The organism is Andreprevotia chitinilytica DSM 18519, assembly GCF_000711875.1.
Taxonomy (GTDB): domain Bacteria; phylum Pseudomonadota; class Gammaproteobacteria; order Burkholderiales; family Chitinibacteraceae; genus Andreprevotia; species Andreprevotia chitinilytica.
The window spans coordinates 268,411-285,029 of record NZ_JONM01000005.1; the positions used below are offsets into that span (position 1 = coordinate 268,411).

The 16,619-nt window shown below is 59.4% G+C and carries 15 protein-coding genes; 8 read left to right on the top strand and 7 right to left on the bottom strand.

The annotated features are described in order from the left end of the window. Positions 1 to 41 precede the first annotated feature (41 nt). Positions 42 to 1,043, bottom strand: coding sequence for an ABC transporter substrate-binding protein (locus BR41_RS09200; RefSeq protein WP_035055523.1), 1,002 nt, complete (start codon positions 1,041 to 1,043; stop codon positions 42 to 44). Positions 1,044 to 1,192: 149 nt separating this feature from the next. Then, the gene (locus BR41_RS09205; protein ID WP_211251705.1) at positions 1,193 to 2,545 is read right to left on the bottom strand and encodes a porin; all 1,353 of its coding nucleotides are present in this window, start codon (positions 2,543 to 2,545) and stop codon (positions 1,193 to 1,195) included. A gap of 446 nt (positions 2,546 to 2,991) precedes the next feature. Here BR41_RS09205 and BR41_RS09210 point away from each other — a divergent pair, with 446 nt between their 5' ends. Further along, complete coding sequence (locus tag BR41_RS09210; protein WP_035055524.1) at positions 2,992 to 3,411, top strand: DUF3293 domain-containing protein; 420 nt, start codon at positions 2,992 to 2,994, stop codon at positions 3,409 to 3,411. An 84-nt stretch (positions 3,412 to 3,495) separates the two neighbouring features. Here the strand turns inward: BR41_RS09210 and BR41_RS09215 are convergent, their stop codons facing one another. Beyond that, entirely contained in the window at positions 3,496 to 3,951 is a 456-nt protein-coding gene (locus BR41_RS09215) for a hypothetical protein (RefSeq protein WP_035055525.1), read from the bottom strand. A 173-nt stretch (positions 3,952 to 4,124) separates the two neighbouring features. Continuing rightward, on the bottom strand, positions 4,125 to 5,351 hold the full coding sequence (locus BR41_RS09220) for an FAD-dependent monooxygenase (RefSeq protein WP_051710564.1): 1,227 nt from the start codon (positions 5,349 to 5,351) through the stop codon (positions 4,125 to 4,127). Positions 5,352 to 5,464: 113 nt separating this feature from the next. On the opposite strand from BR41_RS09220, the gene BR41_RS09225 reads away from it, so the two are divergent. Together BR41_RS09225 and BR41_RS09230 are read left to right on the top strand one after the other, a co-directional pair. Further along, a complete protein-coding gene (locus BR41_RS09225) occupies positions 5,465 to 6,088 on the top strand; it encodes a PadR family transcriptional regulator (RefSeq protein WP_035055526.1) in 624 nt (207 codons plus the stop codon). 190 nt (positions 6,089 to 6,278) lie between these two features. Then, positions 6,279 to 6,740: a CopD family protein gene (locus BR41_RS09230; protein ID WP_035055527.1), complete on the top strand. Its 462-nt coding sequence runs from the start codon at positions 6,279 to 6,281 to the stop codon at positions 6,738 to 6,740. A gap of 66 nt (positions 6,741 to 6,806) precedes the next feature. Here the strand turns inward: BR41_RS09230 and BR41_RS22840 are convergent, their stop codons facing one another. Together BR41_RS22840 and BR41_RS09240 are read right to left on the bottom strand one after the other, a co-directional pair. After that, complete coding sequence (locus BR41_RS22840) at positions 6,807 to 7,601, bottom strand: fused MFS/spermidine synthase (RefSeq protein ID WP_051710567.1); 795 nt, start codon at positions 7,599 to 7,601, stop codon at positions 6,807 to 6,809. Between the two features lie 6 nt (positions 7,602 to 7,607). Continuing rightward, positions 7,608 to 8,438, bottom strand: coding sequence for a spermine/spermidine synthase domain-containing protein (locus BR41_RS09240; protein WP_051710569.1), 831 nt, complete (start codon positions 8,436 to 8,438; stop codon positions 7,608 to 7,610). Between the two features lie 274 nt (positions 8,439 to 8,712). On the opposite strand from BR41_RS09240, the gene BR41_RS09245 reads away from it, so the two are divergent. Beyond that, entirely contained in the window at positions 8,713 to 10,446 is a 1,734-nt protein-coding gene (locus BR41_RS09245; RefSeq protein WP_035055528.1) for a SulP family inorganic anion transporter, read from the top strand. Positions 10,447 to 10,457: 11 nt separating this feature from the next. Here BR41_RS09245 and BR41_RS09250 read toward each other — a convergent pair whose 3' ends face one another. Next, entirely contained in the window at positions 10,458 to 10,643 is a 186-nt protein-coding gene (locus BR41_RS09250; protein WP_035055529.1) for a ribbon-helix-helix protein, read from the bottom strand. A 241-nt stretch (positions 10,644 to 10,884) separates the two neighbouring features. On the opposite strand from BR41_RS09250, the gene BR41_RS09255 reads away from it, so the two are divergent. The 4 genes from BR41_RS09255 (at position 10,885) to rluB (ending at position 16,581) form a co-directional block, all read left to right on the top strand. Continuing rightward, complete coding sequence (locus tag BR41_RS09255) at positions 10,885 to 11,937, top strand: PDDEXK nuclease domain-containing protein (protein WP_035055530.1); 1,053 nt, start codon at positions 10,885 to 10,887, stop codon at positions 11,935 to 11,937. 82 nt (positions 11,938 to 12,019) lie between these two features. Then, positions 12,020 to 14,584 carry a DNA mismatch repair protein MutS gene (mutS, locus tag BR41_RS09260; RefSeq protein ID WP_051710571.1) on the top strand — a complete coding sequence of 855 codons (2,565 nt, stop codon included), beginning with the start codon at positions 12,020 to 12,022 and terminating at the stop codon, positions 14,582 to 14,584. Between the two features lie 94 nt (positions 14,585 to 14,678). Continuing rightward, positions 14,679 to 15,125 carry a hypothetical protein gene (locus BR41_RS09265; protein ID WP_035055531.1) on the top strand — a complete coding sequence of 149 codons (447 nt, stop codon included), beginning with the start codon at positions 14,679 to 14,681 and terminating at the stop codon, positions 15,123 to 15,125. 100 nt (positions 15,126 to 15,225) lie between these two features. Further along, positions 15,226 to 16,581, top strand: coding sequence for a 23S rRNA pseudouridine(2605) synthase RluB (rluB, locus tag BR41_RS09270; protein WP_035055532.1), 1,356 nt, complete (start codon positions 15,226 to 15,228; stop codon positions 16,579 to 16,581). Positions 16,582 to 16,619 lie beyond the last annotated feature (38 nt).

The window sequence follows — 16,619 nt, forward strand, 5'->3', positions numbered from 1 at the left end:
ACAAGCCTGCCGATCGGTTCACCGGTCGACAGGCCGACGGGTTACTTGACCTTGCTGACGAACTCGGTGGTGTAGGTCTTGGACAGATCGATGGTCTTGCCCTTGACGTTCTTGGAGTGCGCCGCCAGCACAGTCAGCACTGTTTCCGGGCCACCTGCAGGCATCACACCATCGGCGGTGAACATGCCTTTCGAACCGGTCAGTGCCTGGATGTAAGCTTCTTTATCGCCAGCGTAAAAGTCCTTGGGCATCTTTTCTGCGATTTCAGCTGCTGAATGCGTGCTGATGAAGCGCAATGTCTTGACGAAGGCATTGGCGAGCTTCTGCGTGATTTCCTTGTGGCTGTTCACCCACTCGGTTTGCATATACAGCGATGCGGCCGGATAAGTGCCACCCAGTGCTTGCTTGGTCTTCGCCATGGTGCGCAGATCGACCAGTATTTTGGCGTCGCCGGTTTTGATCAGGCGGGAAATCGTCGGCTCGGTGGTCATGCCAGCCTGGATCTTGTCCTGCTGCATGGCGGCGATGAAGGTGGTGCCTGCGCCAACCGGCAGCGTGGTGAAATCGCTCAGGCCAACGCCGGCTTTCACGGCCAGATACTGGGTCAGGAAGTTGGTCGACGAACCCAGACCGGTCACGCCCAGACTCTTGCCTTTCACATCCGCCATCGATTTGATTTCCGGGTGCTTGGTGGAGACCATTTCCACTTCGCCCGGTGCATCGGCGAATTGCACGACGGATTCGACGGTTTTGCCTTTGGCTTGCAGGTCGACACAGTGGTCGTAGAAGCCAACCACCGCTTGCACGGCGCCTGCCAGCAGTTCGTTTTCAGCGTCGACGCCCGAGGTCTCGTTCAGGAGTTCGACATCAAGGCCTTCCGCCTTGAAATAACCAAGACCTTCGGCCAGTTTCGCCGGCAGGTAGATCTGCTTTTCATAGCCGCCGACCATGATGGTGACTTTGTCCGCAGCGGTCGCGGTTGCGCAAGCCCCAACCAGCGAGGCAAAAACGGCAGTGCCCAATAAAGCATGCTTACGAATCATGTGGTAACTCCTTGGAATAATGCGGGGCAATTGCCAATCCGCTGCGCCCCAAAAACTGCATGGAAATCTGTATTTGGATTTACTGGCGGATTCCGGGCCAACACAATCGGCCGATTGTTTAAGTACGGCCGGAATCCGCCTGACTACGATCAGAACTTATAACGTACGCCAGTTGCCACTTCGGTTTGGGAATCAAAGCCGTGCGTGGAAGCCTGGGTGTATCCGCCATCCAGTTTCAGATAATCGAATGCCACATAAACATCGGTTTGCGGGTCGAAGTGATAGAACGCCGATGCATACAGGGTGGAACGCTTGCCGGAGCCGGTGGTGGTGACGCCGGACGTATCCTTGAATGCGTTCAGCGTAATGCCACTACCGTTATAGCCAGCGTTATCGGCCTTCATGACTTGATAACCGAGTTCATAATCGAATTGGCCGGCCGGGGTCAGCTTGGCGGAAATGGTATAAGCATTGTCCTTGCGCTGGCCGACACCGCCGCCTTGATCTGCGGTGTAGTGGAAATAGCCGGCGTTCAGGCGTACCAGCTTATTGAACGTGACATTGCCGCCGAGCGAATAAGCATCGTGCGCGAGGCCGGTGACATTCGCATGGGTGTAATAGCCGGCCAGATTGAACATGCCGCCGTTATAGGCGAGTGCAGCCGTTTTGGTGGTGTCATGCGGGCCGGCATTGTCTGTGGCGCCAGCAGCTTGATAACCGAGGCCGGCGACGATGCCGGAATCGAACTTCTTCTTCCAGACCGCGCCGCGATCAAAACGGGTGCCCGTTGCGCTGCCCGCGTAGTAAATCATCTGCTTGAAGTTGTTGGTGTTGCTGCCGCCGCCTTCGTTCGTGCTGGCTGCTGCTGCACCGTACGGGTCGAGGTAGCCGGCTACGATATCGCGGCCCAGCGCGTTTTGGCGGCCGAAGGTGAATTTACCGTAGGTATCGTTTTCGAAGCCGATCCACGCATCGCGATTGAACAGCGTCCCCGGCGTATCCATATTGCCGGTGTTCATTTCATATTCGCTTTCGAGGCGATAAATGACGCGCGTATTGTCGGTCAGTTTGTGCGAGCCATCCAGACCCCAACGGCTACCGCTGAACCAACCCGTCGGGTGGAAGCTCGTCGTGCGGCCGCCGGATGAATCGGTATGGTTGATATTGCTTGCGGTCAGATCGATCAAGCCATAAAGGCTGATCGTATCTTTGGCCGTGTGATAGGTCAGGCCGGTATAGCCAGGCGTACCCCAGACCGGGTGTTTTTCAAGCGGGGCGACATCCGGGGTGCTGGGTGCATTGGCAGCGACTTTTTGCTGGGACTGGATCGAGGCATCCAGTTTCTTTTCCAATGCATCAAGTTGCGCTTGTTGTTCTGCTGCATGTTTCTTCTGGGCGGCAATCTCGGCTTTCAGATCGGAGATTTCATCGGCAAAAGCCGGGGCCGAAGCATAAAAACAGCCGAGCATGATCACATATAGCGATTTTCTCTTGAATTGCATTTAATCAACTCCTCAAGGTATGGGCGTTCTAAGCCAAATCAGTGATCTGGCAATGGGCGATGCAGAATCAGGCGATGACGTTTTTGGTATGAAATCGATGTAGGGAACATTCGATAACGCCAGACTCGGACGCATCCTAAGCCGCGTCAGCTTTCAAATCGCTTTCCAGCCCGGCATTGGTGCGGACGTGTATCAATTTGGCGCACGGCAGGCCGCAAGCACGCATCCAGACAGGGATTCATGGGTGTCCCGCTGATGGTGCATGATTGATGCGATGCAATATGGGCCGGTACTGAGCCCGAAATTCAAACCGTGTTTGATTTCCAGAGGCGGGGAGGCCGATTCGGGAAGTCCCCAATGCTGCGAGGCAACAAAAAGCGAATCTATGGCATTTGTGAACGGATAAGAGGTGTAGACTAGGTGATCCGCTTATTGACCTTTTCCATATGCATTCTGCAGATATCCAGTCCCTCGAAGCCGCCTACCGCGCTACCCGCTACACCGTGCCCTCGCTCGGACTGGTTGTGCGCATCGGAGAGCTTCACCCTGATATGGATGCGCTGCTGAATCGGGAAGGCGTCCCCGGTTGGGCTTTCGTCTCGGCCGCCAACCCCCGTTCCGGTGCGCTGTGCGAGAACGAAAACCTGGCACGCCACCAAAACCTGCTCGATCAGCTTGCTGCATCCAGCTATGTCTATTTCGAAGGCTTGGGCGAACCGGCCACGGCGGACTGGACGCCCGAGCTATCGGTGCTGATTCTGGATATCGAACGGGATGCAGCGCTTGATATCGCGCGCAGCTACGAGCAGAACGCCATCGTGTACGGCCCGCCAGGGCATGAGGCGGAGTTGCTTTGGGTGAAGTGAGTGGGTGGGTGTGCAGCAATGAAAAAACGCGGCCCGGGCCGCGTTTTTTGTTAGACCTGCTGTTGTTAGCAGGCGAGCAAGACACTATTGCTGCGATGCTTCGGTAGTGCTGGCTGTCTTTGCGGCCAGTACTTTTAGCTGCTGAATAAAACCTGCGGCGAAGCCTGGGCATACGTTCCGGCGAGCTACGCCGCCATCGGGGTCGAGTGGCATATTCTTGGCACAATTCGCTTCCAGGGTTTCTTTGAGCGTCGCTTCACCCTCTTTGCTGAGACCGTTGAATTTGTCGATGTCCTTGAGCAGTAAGGCGCTGTTCAAGTCTGCGGTTTTTGCGCCCAGTCCTTCGTAAAAGCAGTTCATCTGACCCATATTCATGAATTTCCCACCGCTAACCTGGCAGCGATTCAGGATCAAGCTGAGGTCACTCGCTGATGGCGTTGACCATTCCGCTGCCTTATCCTCCGCACGGACTGCTTGGCTGATCATCAGGCAGCCACTGACTACCAGTGTTGCAATTGCCTTGCTTTCAAAAATGTTCATTGTGCTGTCTGTTGTTGGCAGATTCTAAAGCCGGGCATTGTACTGGAAAGCGTCTTAGACGCTATGGGAAATGCCTTGGTCGCCGCTCGCTGTTGGCAGATCGCACGTTTGGTCTGGTTGCCGGCCATGCTGGCGAGTGTTTGCAGAGCACGCGCCAGCATCGGGGTTGTTTCTTAACGTGCCGTTGCGCCGTTCAAGATGGCGCCATCTTTTGTCGCGCCGTCCCAAGCCACGTGATGATCAAAAATCCACTGCATCGGATCTTTGCGGTTGCTGCGTTGGCGGCTAAAGATCAAGCGCAGTGCCAGATCGCGGATGGCCCGCCCCAACAAGCCCGGCGTCTTACTGTCCCCATTTTTCTTGCCCTGCGCCACGATGCGTTCAACGCGCTCGCGCCGCAGCAGCTCGTATGCTGCAAAAGCCACATCGATATCCGCTTCATCGCGCAGGCACTTGGCGAGGACGACAGCATCTTCGATCGCCATTGATGCGCCTTGGCCGGATGACGGCGAGGTGGCGTGTGCAGCGTCGCCGATGATGATCATCCGCTCCTTGTGCCAGATGGGCACCGTGGGCATGTCGTAGGTGTTCCAGCCAGCCAGGATTTCGTCCGTAGCGCGGATGAGGTCGACGGCTGGCGAGGCATCTTTTGCGAACAAGTCGCACAACTCGGCACGCCACTGTGCCGGCGTGATCGCTTGCAGTTCGGCCTTGCTGAGTTCCTTGGCACGGGCCGGATTGGCGAACCACCAGACCTCGCCGTTCGGAGCCGGCAAATAGCAAAAGAAGCAGCGCTTGCCGAAGTACATCTGCATCGTGCCGACTTGGCCCGGCACGGTAATCCCTCGTGCGTAGCCGCCGGTATTGAGCAAGCCAACGTAGCGGGCGCCGGGCACATTGGGGTTGATGATTTCGCGCACGCGTGAATGCAGGCCATCGGCACCGATCAGCAGGTCGCCTTCTTCTTCACTGCCATCGGCAAACACCGCGATGACCTTGCCGGCCGACGTGCAGCGTGCCGAAACAAGGCGCTTGCCGTAGTCGATGCGGATGCCGCGCCGGATTGCCTCATCACGCAACGCGCCATACAACGCGCCACGCTGGATGGTTTGCGCCGTCGCGCCGTTGGCGAGCGGTGGGCCATTGGTGAACTCGACGAGTTGCTTGCCATTGCCAAGGTGCAAGGCCATGCGCGGCGTGGCGAATCCGCCCAGCCGGGCGGTATCGATATCGATGGCTTGCAGCGCCTCGATGCCGTTGACCGCCAGCGTGAGGAAGGCGCCGACACCATCCGCACTCCGATCAAACGATTCAAAGACGACCGACTCGATCCCTGCTTTGCGTAGCGCGATGGCGGAAACCGTCCCTGCAATGCCGCCGCCGATGATCAGTGCTTTCATGTCTAGCTCCAAGATGGGTCAGAAAATACGTAATAGTCATATTATGACTAATATACATTTTATGACTAATAAATCAACATCGCGCCGTTGTTCAAACAGAGAGACTCAAGGCCATGGCAGACCGGTCACGTCAAAGATCACCGCTGGCGATGGTGGTGCTTTCCTTGCTCGCCGAAGCACCGATGCATGCGTATCGGATGCACGAGCTGATCAAGCAGCGTGCCAAGGACAGCGTCGTCAACGTGGCGCAGCGCAACAGCGTCTATCAGACGATTGCGCGCTTGCTGCGCTCGGAACTCATTCGTGTGCAGACGACTGCGCGGGACGACGGCCGCCCCGAGCGGGTGGTGTACGAAATCACGGAGGAGGGCGGCGAGGCATTGCAGGACTGGCTCAAGGCGATGCTTTCGTCGCCGACGGCTGAATTTCCTGAATTCCCTGCTGCGTTGGCGTTTCTGCCCGTGCTGTCGCCCGAGGAGGTGCAGCGTCAATTAGAAGCGCGGGTGACGGTGCTTGAGGGACAGTTGGCGCAGATCAGCGCTGGCATGAAGGGCGCGCTGGCTGGCGGCTTGCCACGCTTGTTTCTGGTCGAGGACGAATATCGGCAAACCATGCTGCAGGCCGAATTGGGCTGGGTGCGGGCGTTGATCGATGAGCTGCGGGCGAAGACGATCACCTGGAGCCCGGCGTGGCTGCGGGAGATTGCAGCAGCGTTTGCAGGGGGAGAGAAACCGTAGCCCGGACACCAACGTGTGGCCGGGGTTGCTTCGAGCGACGCCGCGCCCCGGCCGGTGAAGCCGTCCGGGCTACATGAACGGGGCGATTGAAGAGACGAATCGACACTACGCCGGATTCGACCTCACCCGGTCACCCAAGGTATAAGACGCAACATTCCCAACCCGTTTCACCCAAGGCCAAGACAAACTCATGAACCTGGAACCGCTCTTTCGCTTTTTGCACATCGCCAGCGTCACCGTTTGGGTTGGTGGCATGTTCTTCGCCTATATGTGCCTGCGCCCGGCGGCGGGCGAGGTGCTGGAAGCGCCGCAACGTCTGCGACTATGGCGGCGTGTCTTTGCGCGGTTTTTCGTGTGGGTCTGGGGCGCGGTGATCCTGATTCCACTCAGCGGGGGAGGCATTCTGGGCCACGTAGGGTTCGCCGCTGCGCCGCTCAATTGGCACCTGATGCTGGGCAGCGGTTTGGTGATGATCGCGATCTTTATCTACGTCGTGACCGGCCCGTATGCGGCGCTGGGCCGGGCGGTGGATACCGAGGACTGGAAGGCCGGCGGTGCCGCACTGAATCGCATCCGGCAGGCGGTCGGCTTGAATCTGATCCTTGGCTTCGTGACGATTGCACTGGCGACGCTTGGGCGCTGGTTGACCTAGATCGCCAAGGTGGGAGAGGGAGGGTTTGCTATGAAAGCATGCCCGCCACAGCCCCCGCCACAATCATCACCCCATCATCTCTTCGGCCGCTTTTCTGCGCGCCGCGCTTTGCTTCATTTGCTCTACATAGAACAGCAGGCTGAATCCCAGTGTTTGCTTCAGTTCTTCCGTCTTCGCTTCGATGAGTGACCAATCCGGCTGCGGCAAGCCTTTCAGTGCCAGCGAAATGACATTGCCACCGCCCTTGGCTTGCAAGCGCAGCACACGGTCGTCGAAGGCTGTGCGCATGCGGCCGAGATAAGCGCCCGTTTGTTTGACGGCGGCGCTGAAGTTGGCCACTACCACCCCGTTGTCGCGCAACGCCAGATTGCAGCCGTCGTAGAAAAACTGCGTCGCCAGTGGCGCGGGGATGCCGTGCTTATCGTAGGCATCCAGCAGGATGACGTCGGCCACTTTGCGGTTGCGGCCGATGTAGGTGGCGGCATCGGCGTGGATGACCCGGAAGTGCTCCGAATCAGCCGGCAGCTCGAACTTGTCGCGTAGGGCGATCACGCGTTCATCGACTTCCACCGTGGTGATGCGGGCGCGGGGGAAGAGCAGTGCACAGTATTTCGAGAGCGAGCCGCCGCCCAGACCGACGATCAGGATGTCGTCCGGGTCGGGATAGAACGGGGCGAAGCTCAGCATGGCTTCGGTGTAGGGCAGGACGAGTTGGCTGGTATCTGATTTCTTCATGAGGCTTTGCGTGGAGAGCGAATCGAAATGGAGCGATAGATAGTCGCCGGATTCGACCAGATAGGGCTGGCCGGTATCGGTGGCGGGGATATCGAGCGCTGACTTGATGTGCTGCAGCGGGGTCATGGCGCGTCATTCGGCATGGATGTCATCGCCGGGTTCATCGGTCAGAAAATAGCCATGGCGGCGGCTGGCGGCCAAGCGATGCGCGATATTACGCAACTTCAGCGGGTGTTGCTGCTCCAGTTGCCAGGCGCGGGCCAGCAACTCGGCTTCAGCGCGCTGCAAGGCCGGGCCCTTGGCAGCGAAGGCGATCTTGTTGGTGCAGTCTTCCGAACGGATGACGACAACCTCGTTGCCAAAGCTGCGCCCAAGCCGGTCGAGATAATGGGCGATATGCGGGTCCATGCCGGACAGATTGATGACCAGGAGGCCATCTGCGGTCAGCGCTTGCTGGCAGTCATCGTAGAAGCGTTGCGTGCAGAGCGATGGCGCTTGGCCATCGGCATCGAAGCCATCCACGAACAGCAGGTCGATCCGGTTGGCCTGTGCGGCAATGAAGCGGGCGCCATCGTCGCAATGCACCCTGAAGCGGGCACTGTCGGGCGGAATGGCGAATTCGTCGCGCAAGGCGATGATGTCTGGATTGATTTCGGCCACGTCGATCACGGCGTCGGGCAGGTAGCGGTGGCAATACTTGGCGAGTGATCCGCCGCCCAAGCCGATCTGCGTGATGTGCTGGGGCTGCGGGTTGAGCAGCAGGCTGCCCATCATCGTGCGCGTGTAACCCAGCACCAGCTGGTCTGGCTGATCGGGACGCATCCGGCTCTGGACGGTGGACATATCAAAGTGCAGCGACACCGTGCCGTTGCCATCGTAGGTGAACGGTTTGCCGGCGCAATTAGCCAGCATTTCTGCCAATTGATCGTGGGTGTGATTGAAAAGCGGTGGTGGACGGCTCATGCGAAGTGCAGGTCTCGACGAAGGAAATACCAGGCGTGGCTTGGTGGCTTGATCTGCCCGTAACTAACTTGCAGTTATGGCTTGCTGCGCAACGACATGCTTGCCAATGGGTAGCCGCGGTTTTTCCGATCAGGATATCGCAACGTTTTTACCCAAAAGCCAGCCTGCTGACGTGGTTTGTTATCATAGCATGTTAATGAATTGCATATTTATTAGGCATATACTGCGCATCTGATGAAGCGCTGGTGCGTGGAGAAACCGACGTGGAAAGACCGTGATTGCCTTGCTGGAAGCCGCCCGCGCCGGGTTGCTAAGCCGCGACAAGCTACTGCATAACGCGGTGGCCGGCGTCATTGTCGGCGTGGTCGCCTTGCCGCTGTCGATGGCCTTTGCCATTGCCTCGGGCGCGCGGCCGGAGCAGGGTCTGTATACCGCGATCATCGGCGGCTTTCTGGTCTCGGTGCTGGGCGGCAGCCGGGTGCAGATCGCCGGGCCGACCGGCGCATTCATCGCCATCCTCGCCAGCATCACCGCCCGCCACGGCATCGATGGCTTGCAGATTGCCACGCTGATGGCCGGCTGCATGCTGGCCTTGCTCGGCGTGGGGCGCATGGGTGCGGTGATCAAGTTCATTCCGGCGCCGGTCATCGTCGGTTTCACTGCCGGCATTGGCGTCATCATCTTCGTCGGGCAATGGAAGGACTTCTTCGGCTTGCCCAGCGTGACCGGAGCGCACTTCCACGAAAAGTTCTGGCATCTGCTTGAAGCCTTGCCGCATTTGCATATCGCCACGACTGCATTGGCGGTGCTGAGCCTGCTGATCGTGGTGTTTGCGCCCCGCATCCCTTGGGTTCGACGCGTGCCGGGGCCACTGTTGGCAATGGCGTTTGCCACCGCCTTGGTGGCGCTATTCCGTTTCCCCGGCGTAGCGACCATCGGCAGCGCCTTCGGCGGCATTCCGCAGGGCTTGCCGAGCTTTGCGTTGCCGACCGTGACCTTGGCGCGGGTGATTGAGCTGCTCGGGCCGGCGTTCACCATTGCCATGCTCGGCGCGATCGAATCGCTGCTCTCGGCGGTGGTGGCCGATGGCATGGCGGGCACCAAGCATGACTCCAACCAGGAACTGATCGGGCAGGGCATTGCGAATATCGCGATTCCGTTTTTCGGTGGCTTCGCGGCGACCGGGGCCATTGCCCGCACTGCCACCAATATCCGCAATGGTGGCAGCAGCCCCTTGGCCGGCGTTGTGCATGCGCTGACGCTGGTCGCGGTATTGCTGTTCCTCGCGCCCTTGGCGGTCAACATTCCGCTCGCGGCGTTGGCGGCCATCCTGTTCGTGGTGGCGTTCAACATGAGCGAAATGCGCCACTTTGCTCGCATGGTGCGCCGCGCGCCTCGTGCGGATGTAGTCGTACTGCTGATCACCTTTCTGCTGACCGTGTTCGCCGATCTGGTGGTCGCCGTGAACATCGGCGTCACGCTGGCGATCCTGCATTTCCTGCGCCGCATGGCGGCCAGCGTCGAAGTCCAGCAGTTGAGCGGGGACGAGCTGAAGATCGAGCTGTTGAATCAGGGCTTGTTCGATCTGCCCAAGGGCGTGCTGGTGTATGAGATCGACGGGCCGTTCTTCTTTGGCGCGGTCGAAAATTTCGAGCGGGTGCTGCTACAAACGCATTCCGACCCGCACATCCTCATTCTGCGTTTACGGCATGTGCCCTTCATGGACATCACCGGCTTGCAGATGTTGGAGGAGGTGATCGGCAAACTGGAAAAGCGCGGTGTGCGCGTGATGCTGTGTGAAGCCAACGCACGGGTGCGGGCCAAACTGGAAAAAGCGGATGTGATCGCGTTGTTGCAAGCGGGAGACTTTCTGGCTGACTTCCCGGCAGCGTTGGCTCGCGCTGATGCCATCGCGCCTGAAATGGAGGGCAAACGGCACCACCCGTTAAGCGAGCAAGCCTGTCATCTGATCGAGACGAGTCGGCGGTTTTTCGAAGACGACCGATAGTTTGACGGCGCTCAGCGCTTGGTCGAGCCGATGGCGCTCTTGCTGGCGTAACCAACCCCGTGCTTCTCCAGATAGTCGCGGATCATCTGGCGCACCACTTGCGAGGGCGTCAGATCCTGCGCGGCGCAAAGGGTTTCGAAGGCTTTTTTCTTCTCGGGATCGATCAGCACCGTAAGGCGAGCCGTTTTGTTTTCCATGATGGAGTGCCGTGGCGGTGTGAGTTGAAAGCACATTATATGTGTATTGATTTGGCTGTCTGTGCGTGATCGTGCGGTCAAGTATTTCAAAGGTAAACTTCTCCTCTTCTTGTTATCCGCGCGGTAAGGAAGATATTGGATTGCTTCTCCGGCAGGGCCTTTCAAGATGGTTTCCTGCGTGTCCACCGCCATTAAAGCCCGCACGGCCGCCGTGCACGGCTGACTGAAAGGATTGTTTCATATGAGCAATGAAGTCGATGCATTGCTGCCCGGACACGCACCGTTGCTTGCGGAGGTCCGGCAACTTATCGATTCGGCCCGTCTGCGTGTGGCGGTTACGGCGAATGCTGAGCTGACACAGCTGTATTGGCAGATCGGCCAACGCATTCACCGTGAAATCCTGCAAGGCGAGCGCGCCGGATACGGACAGCAGGTGGTCGCGACGCTGGCGAGACAATTGAGTGCCGACTATGGCCGCTCGTTCGAAGAAAAGAACCTGCGGCGCATGATGCAGTTCGCCGAAGCTTTTCCAGATAAGGACATTGTCGCGGCACTGTGGCGACAATTGGGGTGGTCACATTTCAAGTCGCTGATTCCGCTGAAAGATCCGCTCAAGCGCGATTTTTACGCTGAGATGTGCCGCGTAGAGCGCTGGAGCACTCGCATGTTGGAAAAGCAGATCCAGTCGATGCTGTTCGAGCGTACGGCGCTGTCGCGCAAACCGGAAGAAACGATCCGGCATCAGATCGAAACGCTGCGTGATGAAGACCACGTCAGTCAGGACGTGATGTTGAAAGATCCGTACTTGCTCGATTTCCTGGGGATGCAGGATCGTTATCTGGAAAAAGACCTGGAAGACGCCATTCTGCGCGAGATCGAGCATTTTTTGCTTGAACTCGGTGCAGGTTTCACCTTTATTGCCCGCCAGAAGCGCCTGCAGATCGATCATCGCGACTATTACATCGACCTGCTGTTCTACAACCGCAAGCTGAAGCGCTTGGTCGCCGTCGACCTGAAAATTGGCGATTTCGATGCGGCTTACAAGGGGCAGATGGAGCTCTATCTGCGGTGGCTGGCCAAGTACGAACAGGAAGCCGGCGAAGCGCCGCCGCTGGGCATCATTCTGTGTACCGGCAAGACGCAGGAACAGATTGAGCTGCTGGAGCTGGATAAAAGCAGCATTCATGTGGCGGAATATCTGACTGTTTTGCCATCGCGTGAGGCTCTGCAGGTCAAGTTGCACCAGTCCATAGCGATTGCGCGTCAGCGTTTTGCGCCACGCGAAGATGAGTGAGATGTTGAGTCGTCCCGTCCCGCCTTCCCCGCGCTCGCGGTAAACTCGCCCCCTTCCCGCAATTCGCCGTCTTCCCGATTTCATGGTCAAGAAAACCGATTCCGCCACGCCCCAGCACACCCCGTTCATGGCGCAGTACCTCAAGCTCAAGGCCGAGAACGCCGACAAGCTGCTGTTCTTTCGCATGGGCGACTTTTACGAGCTGTTTTACGACGACGCCGTAAAGGCCTCCAAGCTGCTGGACATCACCCTCACCACCCGTGGCCAGAGCGCCGGGCAGCCGATCCGCATGGCCGGCATTCCCTACCATGCTTGCGAGGTGTATCTGGCCAAGCTGGTGAAGCTGGGCGAATCGGTGGCGATTGCCGAACAAGTGGGTGATGTGGCGACCAGCAAAGGCCCGGTCGAGCGCAAGGTGGTGAAGATCGTCACCCCCGGCACGCTGACCGATGCGGCGCTGCTGGACGACAAACAGGAAAACCGCCTGCTGGCGCTGGTGCCATTCAAGGGGCGGCTGGGCATGGCGTGGTTGTCGTTGGCCTCCGGCGATTTCGCGTTGATGGATACCGAGATCGAAAAGCTGGGCTCGGAGCTGGAACGCTTGCGCCCGGCCGAAGTACTGGTGGCAGACGATGCCGATCTGGCGCTGCTGAATAACCTGACAATTCCGGTACGCAAGCTTGCGCCGTGGCAGTTCGATGCCGAGACCGCCGAGCGCAATCTCAGTCGGCATTTCGGCACCCACGATCTGGCCGGTTTCGGCGTGACCGAACCGGTGCTCGCAGTCGGTGGCGCAGGCGCGTTGCTGGAGTACGTGAGAACTACGCAGGGCGGGGCGCTGCCGGCGCTGGCTGGTTTGCGAGTCGAACACGCCACGCAATACATCGAGCTGGATGCGGCCACGCGGCGCAATCTGGAGCTGACCGAAACCATTCGCGGCGAACCCTCGCCGACCTTGTTCTCGCTGCTGGATAACTGCGCGACCGGCATGGGCTCGCGATTGCTGCGGCATTGGCTGCATCATCCGCTGCGCAACCATGCGCGGATTCTGGAACGTCAGCAGGCGATTGGCGCATTGGTGGAAACCGGCGCATATGCCGATCTACATGCAGTGCTGGATCAGGTGGCGGATGTGGAGCGCATCGCCGGCCGCATCGCGCTGCAATCGGCCCGACCGCGTGATCTATCCAGCCTGCGGGATTCGCTGGCGCAACTGCCGTCCTTGATTGCTGCGTTGCCGGATGCGCCGTTCTTTGGCGGCCTCGCCCAAGCGCTCGCGCCGGATGTGGCGATTCATGCGTTGCTGGCGGCGGCCATCCTCCCCGAGCCATCGGTGCTGCTGCGTGAAGGCGGCGTGATCGCTGATGGTTACTCGCCCGAGCTGGACGAGCTGCGCGGCATTCAGAACGATTGCGGTGCCTATCTGGCGCAGATGGAGGCGCGTGAGCGTGAACGCACCGGCATCGCCACACTGCGGGTGGAATACAACCGAGTCGCCGGCTTCTTCATCGAAATCACCAACTCGTATCTGGATCAGGTGCCGCCGGACTACCGCCGCCGCCAGACCATGAAGAACGCCGAGCGCTACATCACGCCGGAACTCAAGGCGTTCGAAGACAAGGCGCTCTCGGCGCAAGACCGGGCGCTGGCGCTCGAAAAACAGCTGTTCGAAGCCGTGCTGGCGCAGTTGCAAACCCATCTGGCCGCCTTGCGTTTGGCCGCGCAGGCACTGGCTACCGTCGACGTGCTGGCCGGCTTCGCCGCCCATGCGGTCAGTCGGGGCTACATCGCGCCGGAGTTCGTTGATGAGATGCGCATCGACATCGATGCCGGTCGCCATCCGGTGGTGGAAGCACAAATCGACGACTTCATCCCCAACGGTGTGCAGTTCAGCCTGACCCGCAAATTGCTGCTGATCACCGGCCCGAACATGGGCGGTAAATCGACCTATATGCGGCAGGTGGCGCTGATCGTGCTGCTGGCGCATGTGGGCAGTTTCGTGCCGGCCACGCGGGCGGTGATCGGCAAGGTGGATCGCATCTTTACCCGTATCGGCGCGAGCGACGACTTGGCCGGCGGGCGTTCCACCTTTATGGTCGAGATGACCGAAACGGCCAATATCCTCAACAACGCCAGCGAACACTCCCTGGTGCTGATGGACGAAGTCGGGCGTGGTACGTCCACGTTCGATGGCCTCGCGTTGGCATGGTCGATTGCCAAGCAACTGATCGAAAAGAACCGCGCCTACACCTTGTTTGCCACCCACTATTTCGAATTGACGCGACTGGCGCAGGATTACCCCGTCGTCGCCAACGTGCATCTGGATGCGGTCGAGCACAAAGACCGCATCGTGTTCCTGCATGCAGTGCAGGAAGGGCCGGCATCGCAAAGTTATGGGATCGCCGTCGCGCAGCTCGCCGGCGTACCCAGAGACGCGATCCGGCTCGCAAAGAAGAAATTGCTGGAATTGGAACAAACGAGTATTTCGACGAACGGTCAGCCGGACCTGTTTGCACCCACGGCGTTTGAAACGGATGAGCCGGAATCGCACCCGGCGCTGGAAGCCTTGCTGGCGCTTGATCCCGATAGCATGACCCCGCGCGAAGCGCTCGATACCCTTTACGCCATCAGGGGTTTGGTTTTGTAACTTAGTGTAAATGTTGGCGATTTCGACTTTTGCGTACCGGGCCGTTTGCCTACGATGGTGGTAGCAAATTTGGAACCCAGAAGAGGAATCGGCTGTGAATAGCGTTACTGAACCACTGAGCCGCCCGGAAGGTGAAGACGGGCTCGACGAAGGGATTGCCCGTTTTCTTGGTGCGAGCGACCCCGATGAAGGCATCAAGCTCGCCGATGTCCGGCAAAAGGCTGCGAGCGAATTGAAACGATATGGCGATGATTTGCTGGAACACCTGGGCCAGCTTGGCGTGAACGTGCCACCGGCCATCCAGCTGCGCAGTACCGAAGGCGGTTTGGTGTTGGTCGCCAGCGAATCGGATGCCAAAGACAAGATCGAAGCCTTCATCAACGCAGATACGCGCTTGCTGAAGTGGTTCAAGGAAGTGGAAGTGCTGCATGACATCTTGCGGCGCACCGAATTGCGGGATAGCGATGAAAAACTCGCCGATCAGCATTTCAACCTCGGTCTCACGAGCTTGGGCGCGATTGCGTTTTACACCGGTAACTGAACCTTGAATGCCCTACCACAGAGCCGCCGCAAGGCGGCTCTTACGTTTAAACGCGTATAATCGACCGTTTCGCCAGATTTTCTAAAGAATTGGATTCGCCATGAAAGAAACCCGCGCCCGCCGTCCTCAGCCCGCGATTCGTGAAGAACGCGCCCACGGGCAGGATCGCGCCAAGCAAGCCTTGCCCCCCAAGGCCGGCGCTACGGGTGGCCGCCCCAAGCCCTACGGTTCGTCGCCCAAAGCCGCGCCGGAAGGGCAAGCACAAGGCGGTCGCGGCAAGCCAGCGACTCCAGCAAGTGCCACCGGCGAAGGCAATCCGCGCCAGGGCAAGTCGTCCACTGGTAAACCGGCCAGCAAGCCGGCCAGCCTGCGTACCGGCGACGTTCGCCGTGCCCGGCAAGAGGCCCGCACGCCGAAGGAAAAAGGCGAGTGGTTTGGCCGGCCGGAAGAGGCGGGTGGCAAACCGCGCAGCAGCGGCAAACCGGCAGCAGCCACAACGGCACGTGGCGAAGGTCGTCCTGAAGGCCGCAGCGGCGAAGGTCAGGGCAGCGCAGGTGCCAAGCCGCGTTCGCCCGGCGTGCGTGGCAAAGCGCCGTCATCCGTCGCTCGTGCCAAGCGCATGCAAACCCGGCCGGATTCACAAAAAGTCGTCGCGATCCAGAAGCAACTGCGCGCCAAGCGCCTGACCTCCGATCAGGTCGGCGAAGAGCGCTTGCAGAAAGCGCTGGCGTTCTCCGGCATCGGTTCGCGTCGCGAGATGGAAGAGTGGATTGCCGCTGGCCGTGTGACCGTGGACGGCAAGGTGGCCGAACTCGGCGCCAAGATCAAACCGGGCGATGATGTCCGTATCGACGGCAAGCGCATTCCGCTCAAGTGGCAAGACCGCTTGCCGCGCGTGGTGCTGTATCACAAGCAGGAAGGCGAGCTGGTCACCCGTGATGATCCGGAAGGCCGCGCCACCGTGTTCGATCGCTTGCCACGCGTGGCATCCAGCAAATGGGTTGCCGTCGGCCGGCTGGACTTCAACACCAGTGGCTTGCTGGTGTTCACTACCTCCGGCGATCTCGCCAACCGCATGACGCACCCGAGCTTTGAAGTCGAACGCGAATACGCCGTACGTGTTCTGGGGGAGCTGACCGAAGAGCAACTATCCGCACTGCGCAAGGGCATCCAGCTCGACGACGGCCCGGCCAAGTTCCAAAGCATCGTCGCCGCCGGTGGCGAAGGCCAGAACCACTGGTATCACGTCATCCTCAAAGAAGGCCGCAACCGCGAAGTGCGCCGGATGTTCGAACACTTCGAACTGACCGTGAGCCGCTTGATGCGTGTGCGCTTCGGCATGCTCAACCTGCCGTCACGCCTCAAGCGTGGGCAGTTCTATGAGTTGTCGGAAACCGAAGTGCTGACGGTGGTGAAGTGGGCGGGCCTCAAGTTGAACGGGCAGGCTCGCGAATAAGCGCAGTTTGTCCCCTCTCACACTTGTGGGAGAGGGTT

What these genes read in the sequence shown, in the direction of transcription:
- BR41_RS09225 (WP_035055526.1), top strand. Translation starts at nt 5,465, where the DNA reads ATGGCAGACCGGTCACGTCAAAGATCACCGCTGGCGATGGTGGTGCTT.
- BR41_RS09250 (WP_035055529.1), bottom strand. Translation starts at nt 10,643, where the DNA reads ATGGAAAACAAAACGGCTCGCCTTACGGTGCTGATCGATCCCGAGAAG.
- BR41_RS09255 (WP_035055530.1), top strand. Translation starts at nt 10,885, where the DNA reads ATGAGCAATGAAGTCGATGCATTGCTGCCCGGACACGCACCGTTGCTT.
- mutS (WP_051710571.1), top strand. Translation starts at nt 12,020, where the DNA reads ATGGTCAAGAAAACCGATTCCGCCACGCCCCAGCACACCCCGTTCATG.
- BR41_RS09215 (WP_035055525.1), bottom strand. Translation starts at nt 3,951, where the DNA reads ATGAACATTTTTGAAAGCAAGGCAATTGCAACACTGGTAGTCAGTGGC.
- BR41_RS09240 (WP_051710569.1), bottom strand. Translation starts at nt 8,438, where the DNA reads ATGAGCCGTCCACCACCGCTTTTCAATCACACCCACGATCAATTGGCA.
- BR41_RS22840 (WP_051710567.1), bottom strand. Translation starts at nt 7,601, where the DNA reads ATGACCCCGCTGCAGCACATCAAGTCAGCGCTCGATATCCCCGCCACC.
- BR41_RS09210 (WP_035055524.1), top strand. Translation starts at nt 2,992, where the DNA reads ATGCATTCTGCAGATATCCAGTCCCTCGAAGCCGCCTACCGCGCTACC.
- BR41_RS09205 (WP_211251705.1), bottom strand. Translation starts at nt 2,545, where the DNA reads ATGCAATTCAAGAGAAAATCGCTATATGTGATCATGCTCGGCTGTTTT.
- BR41_RS09200 (WP_035055523.1), bottom strand. Translation starts at nt 1,043, where the DNA reads ATGATTCGTAAGCATGCTTTATTGGGCACTGCCGTTTTTGCCTCGCTG.
- BR41_RS09220 (WP_051710564.1), bottom strand. Translation starts at nt 5,351, where the DNA reads ATGAAAGCACTGATCATCGGCGGCGGCATTGCAGGGACGGTTTCCGCC.
- rluB (WP_035055532.1), top strand. Translation starts at nt 15,226, where the DNA reads ATGAAAGAAACCCGCGCCCGCCGTCCTCAGCCCGCGATTCGTGAAGAA.
- BR41_RS09230 (WP_035055527.1), top strand. Translation starts at nt 6,279, where the DNA reads ATGAACCTGGAACCGCTCTTTCGCTTTTTGCACATCGCCAGCGTCACC.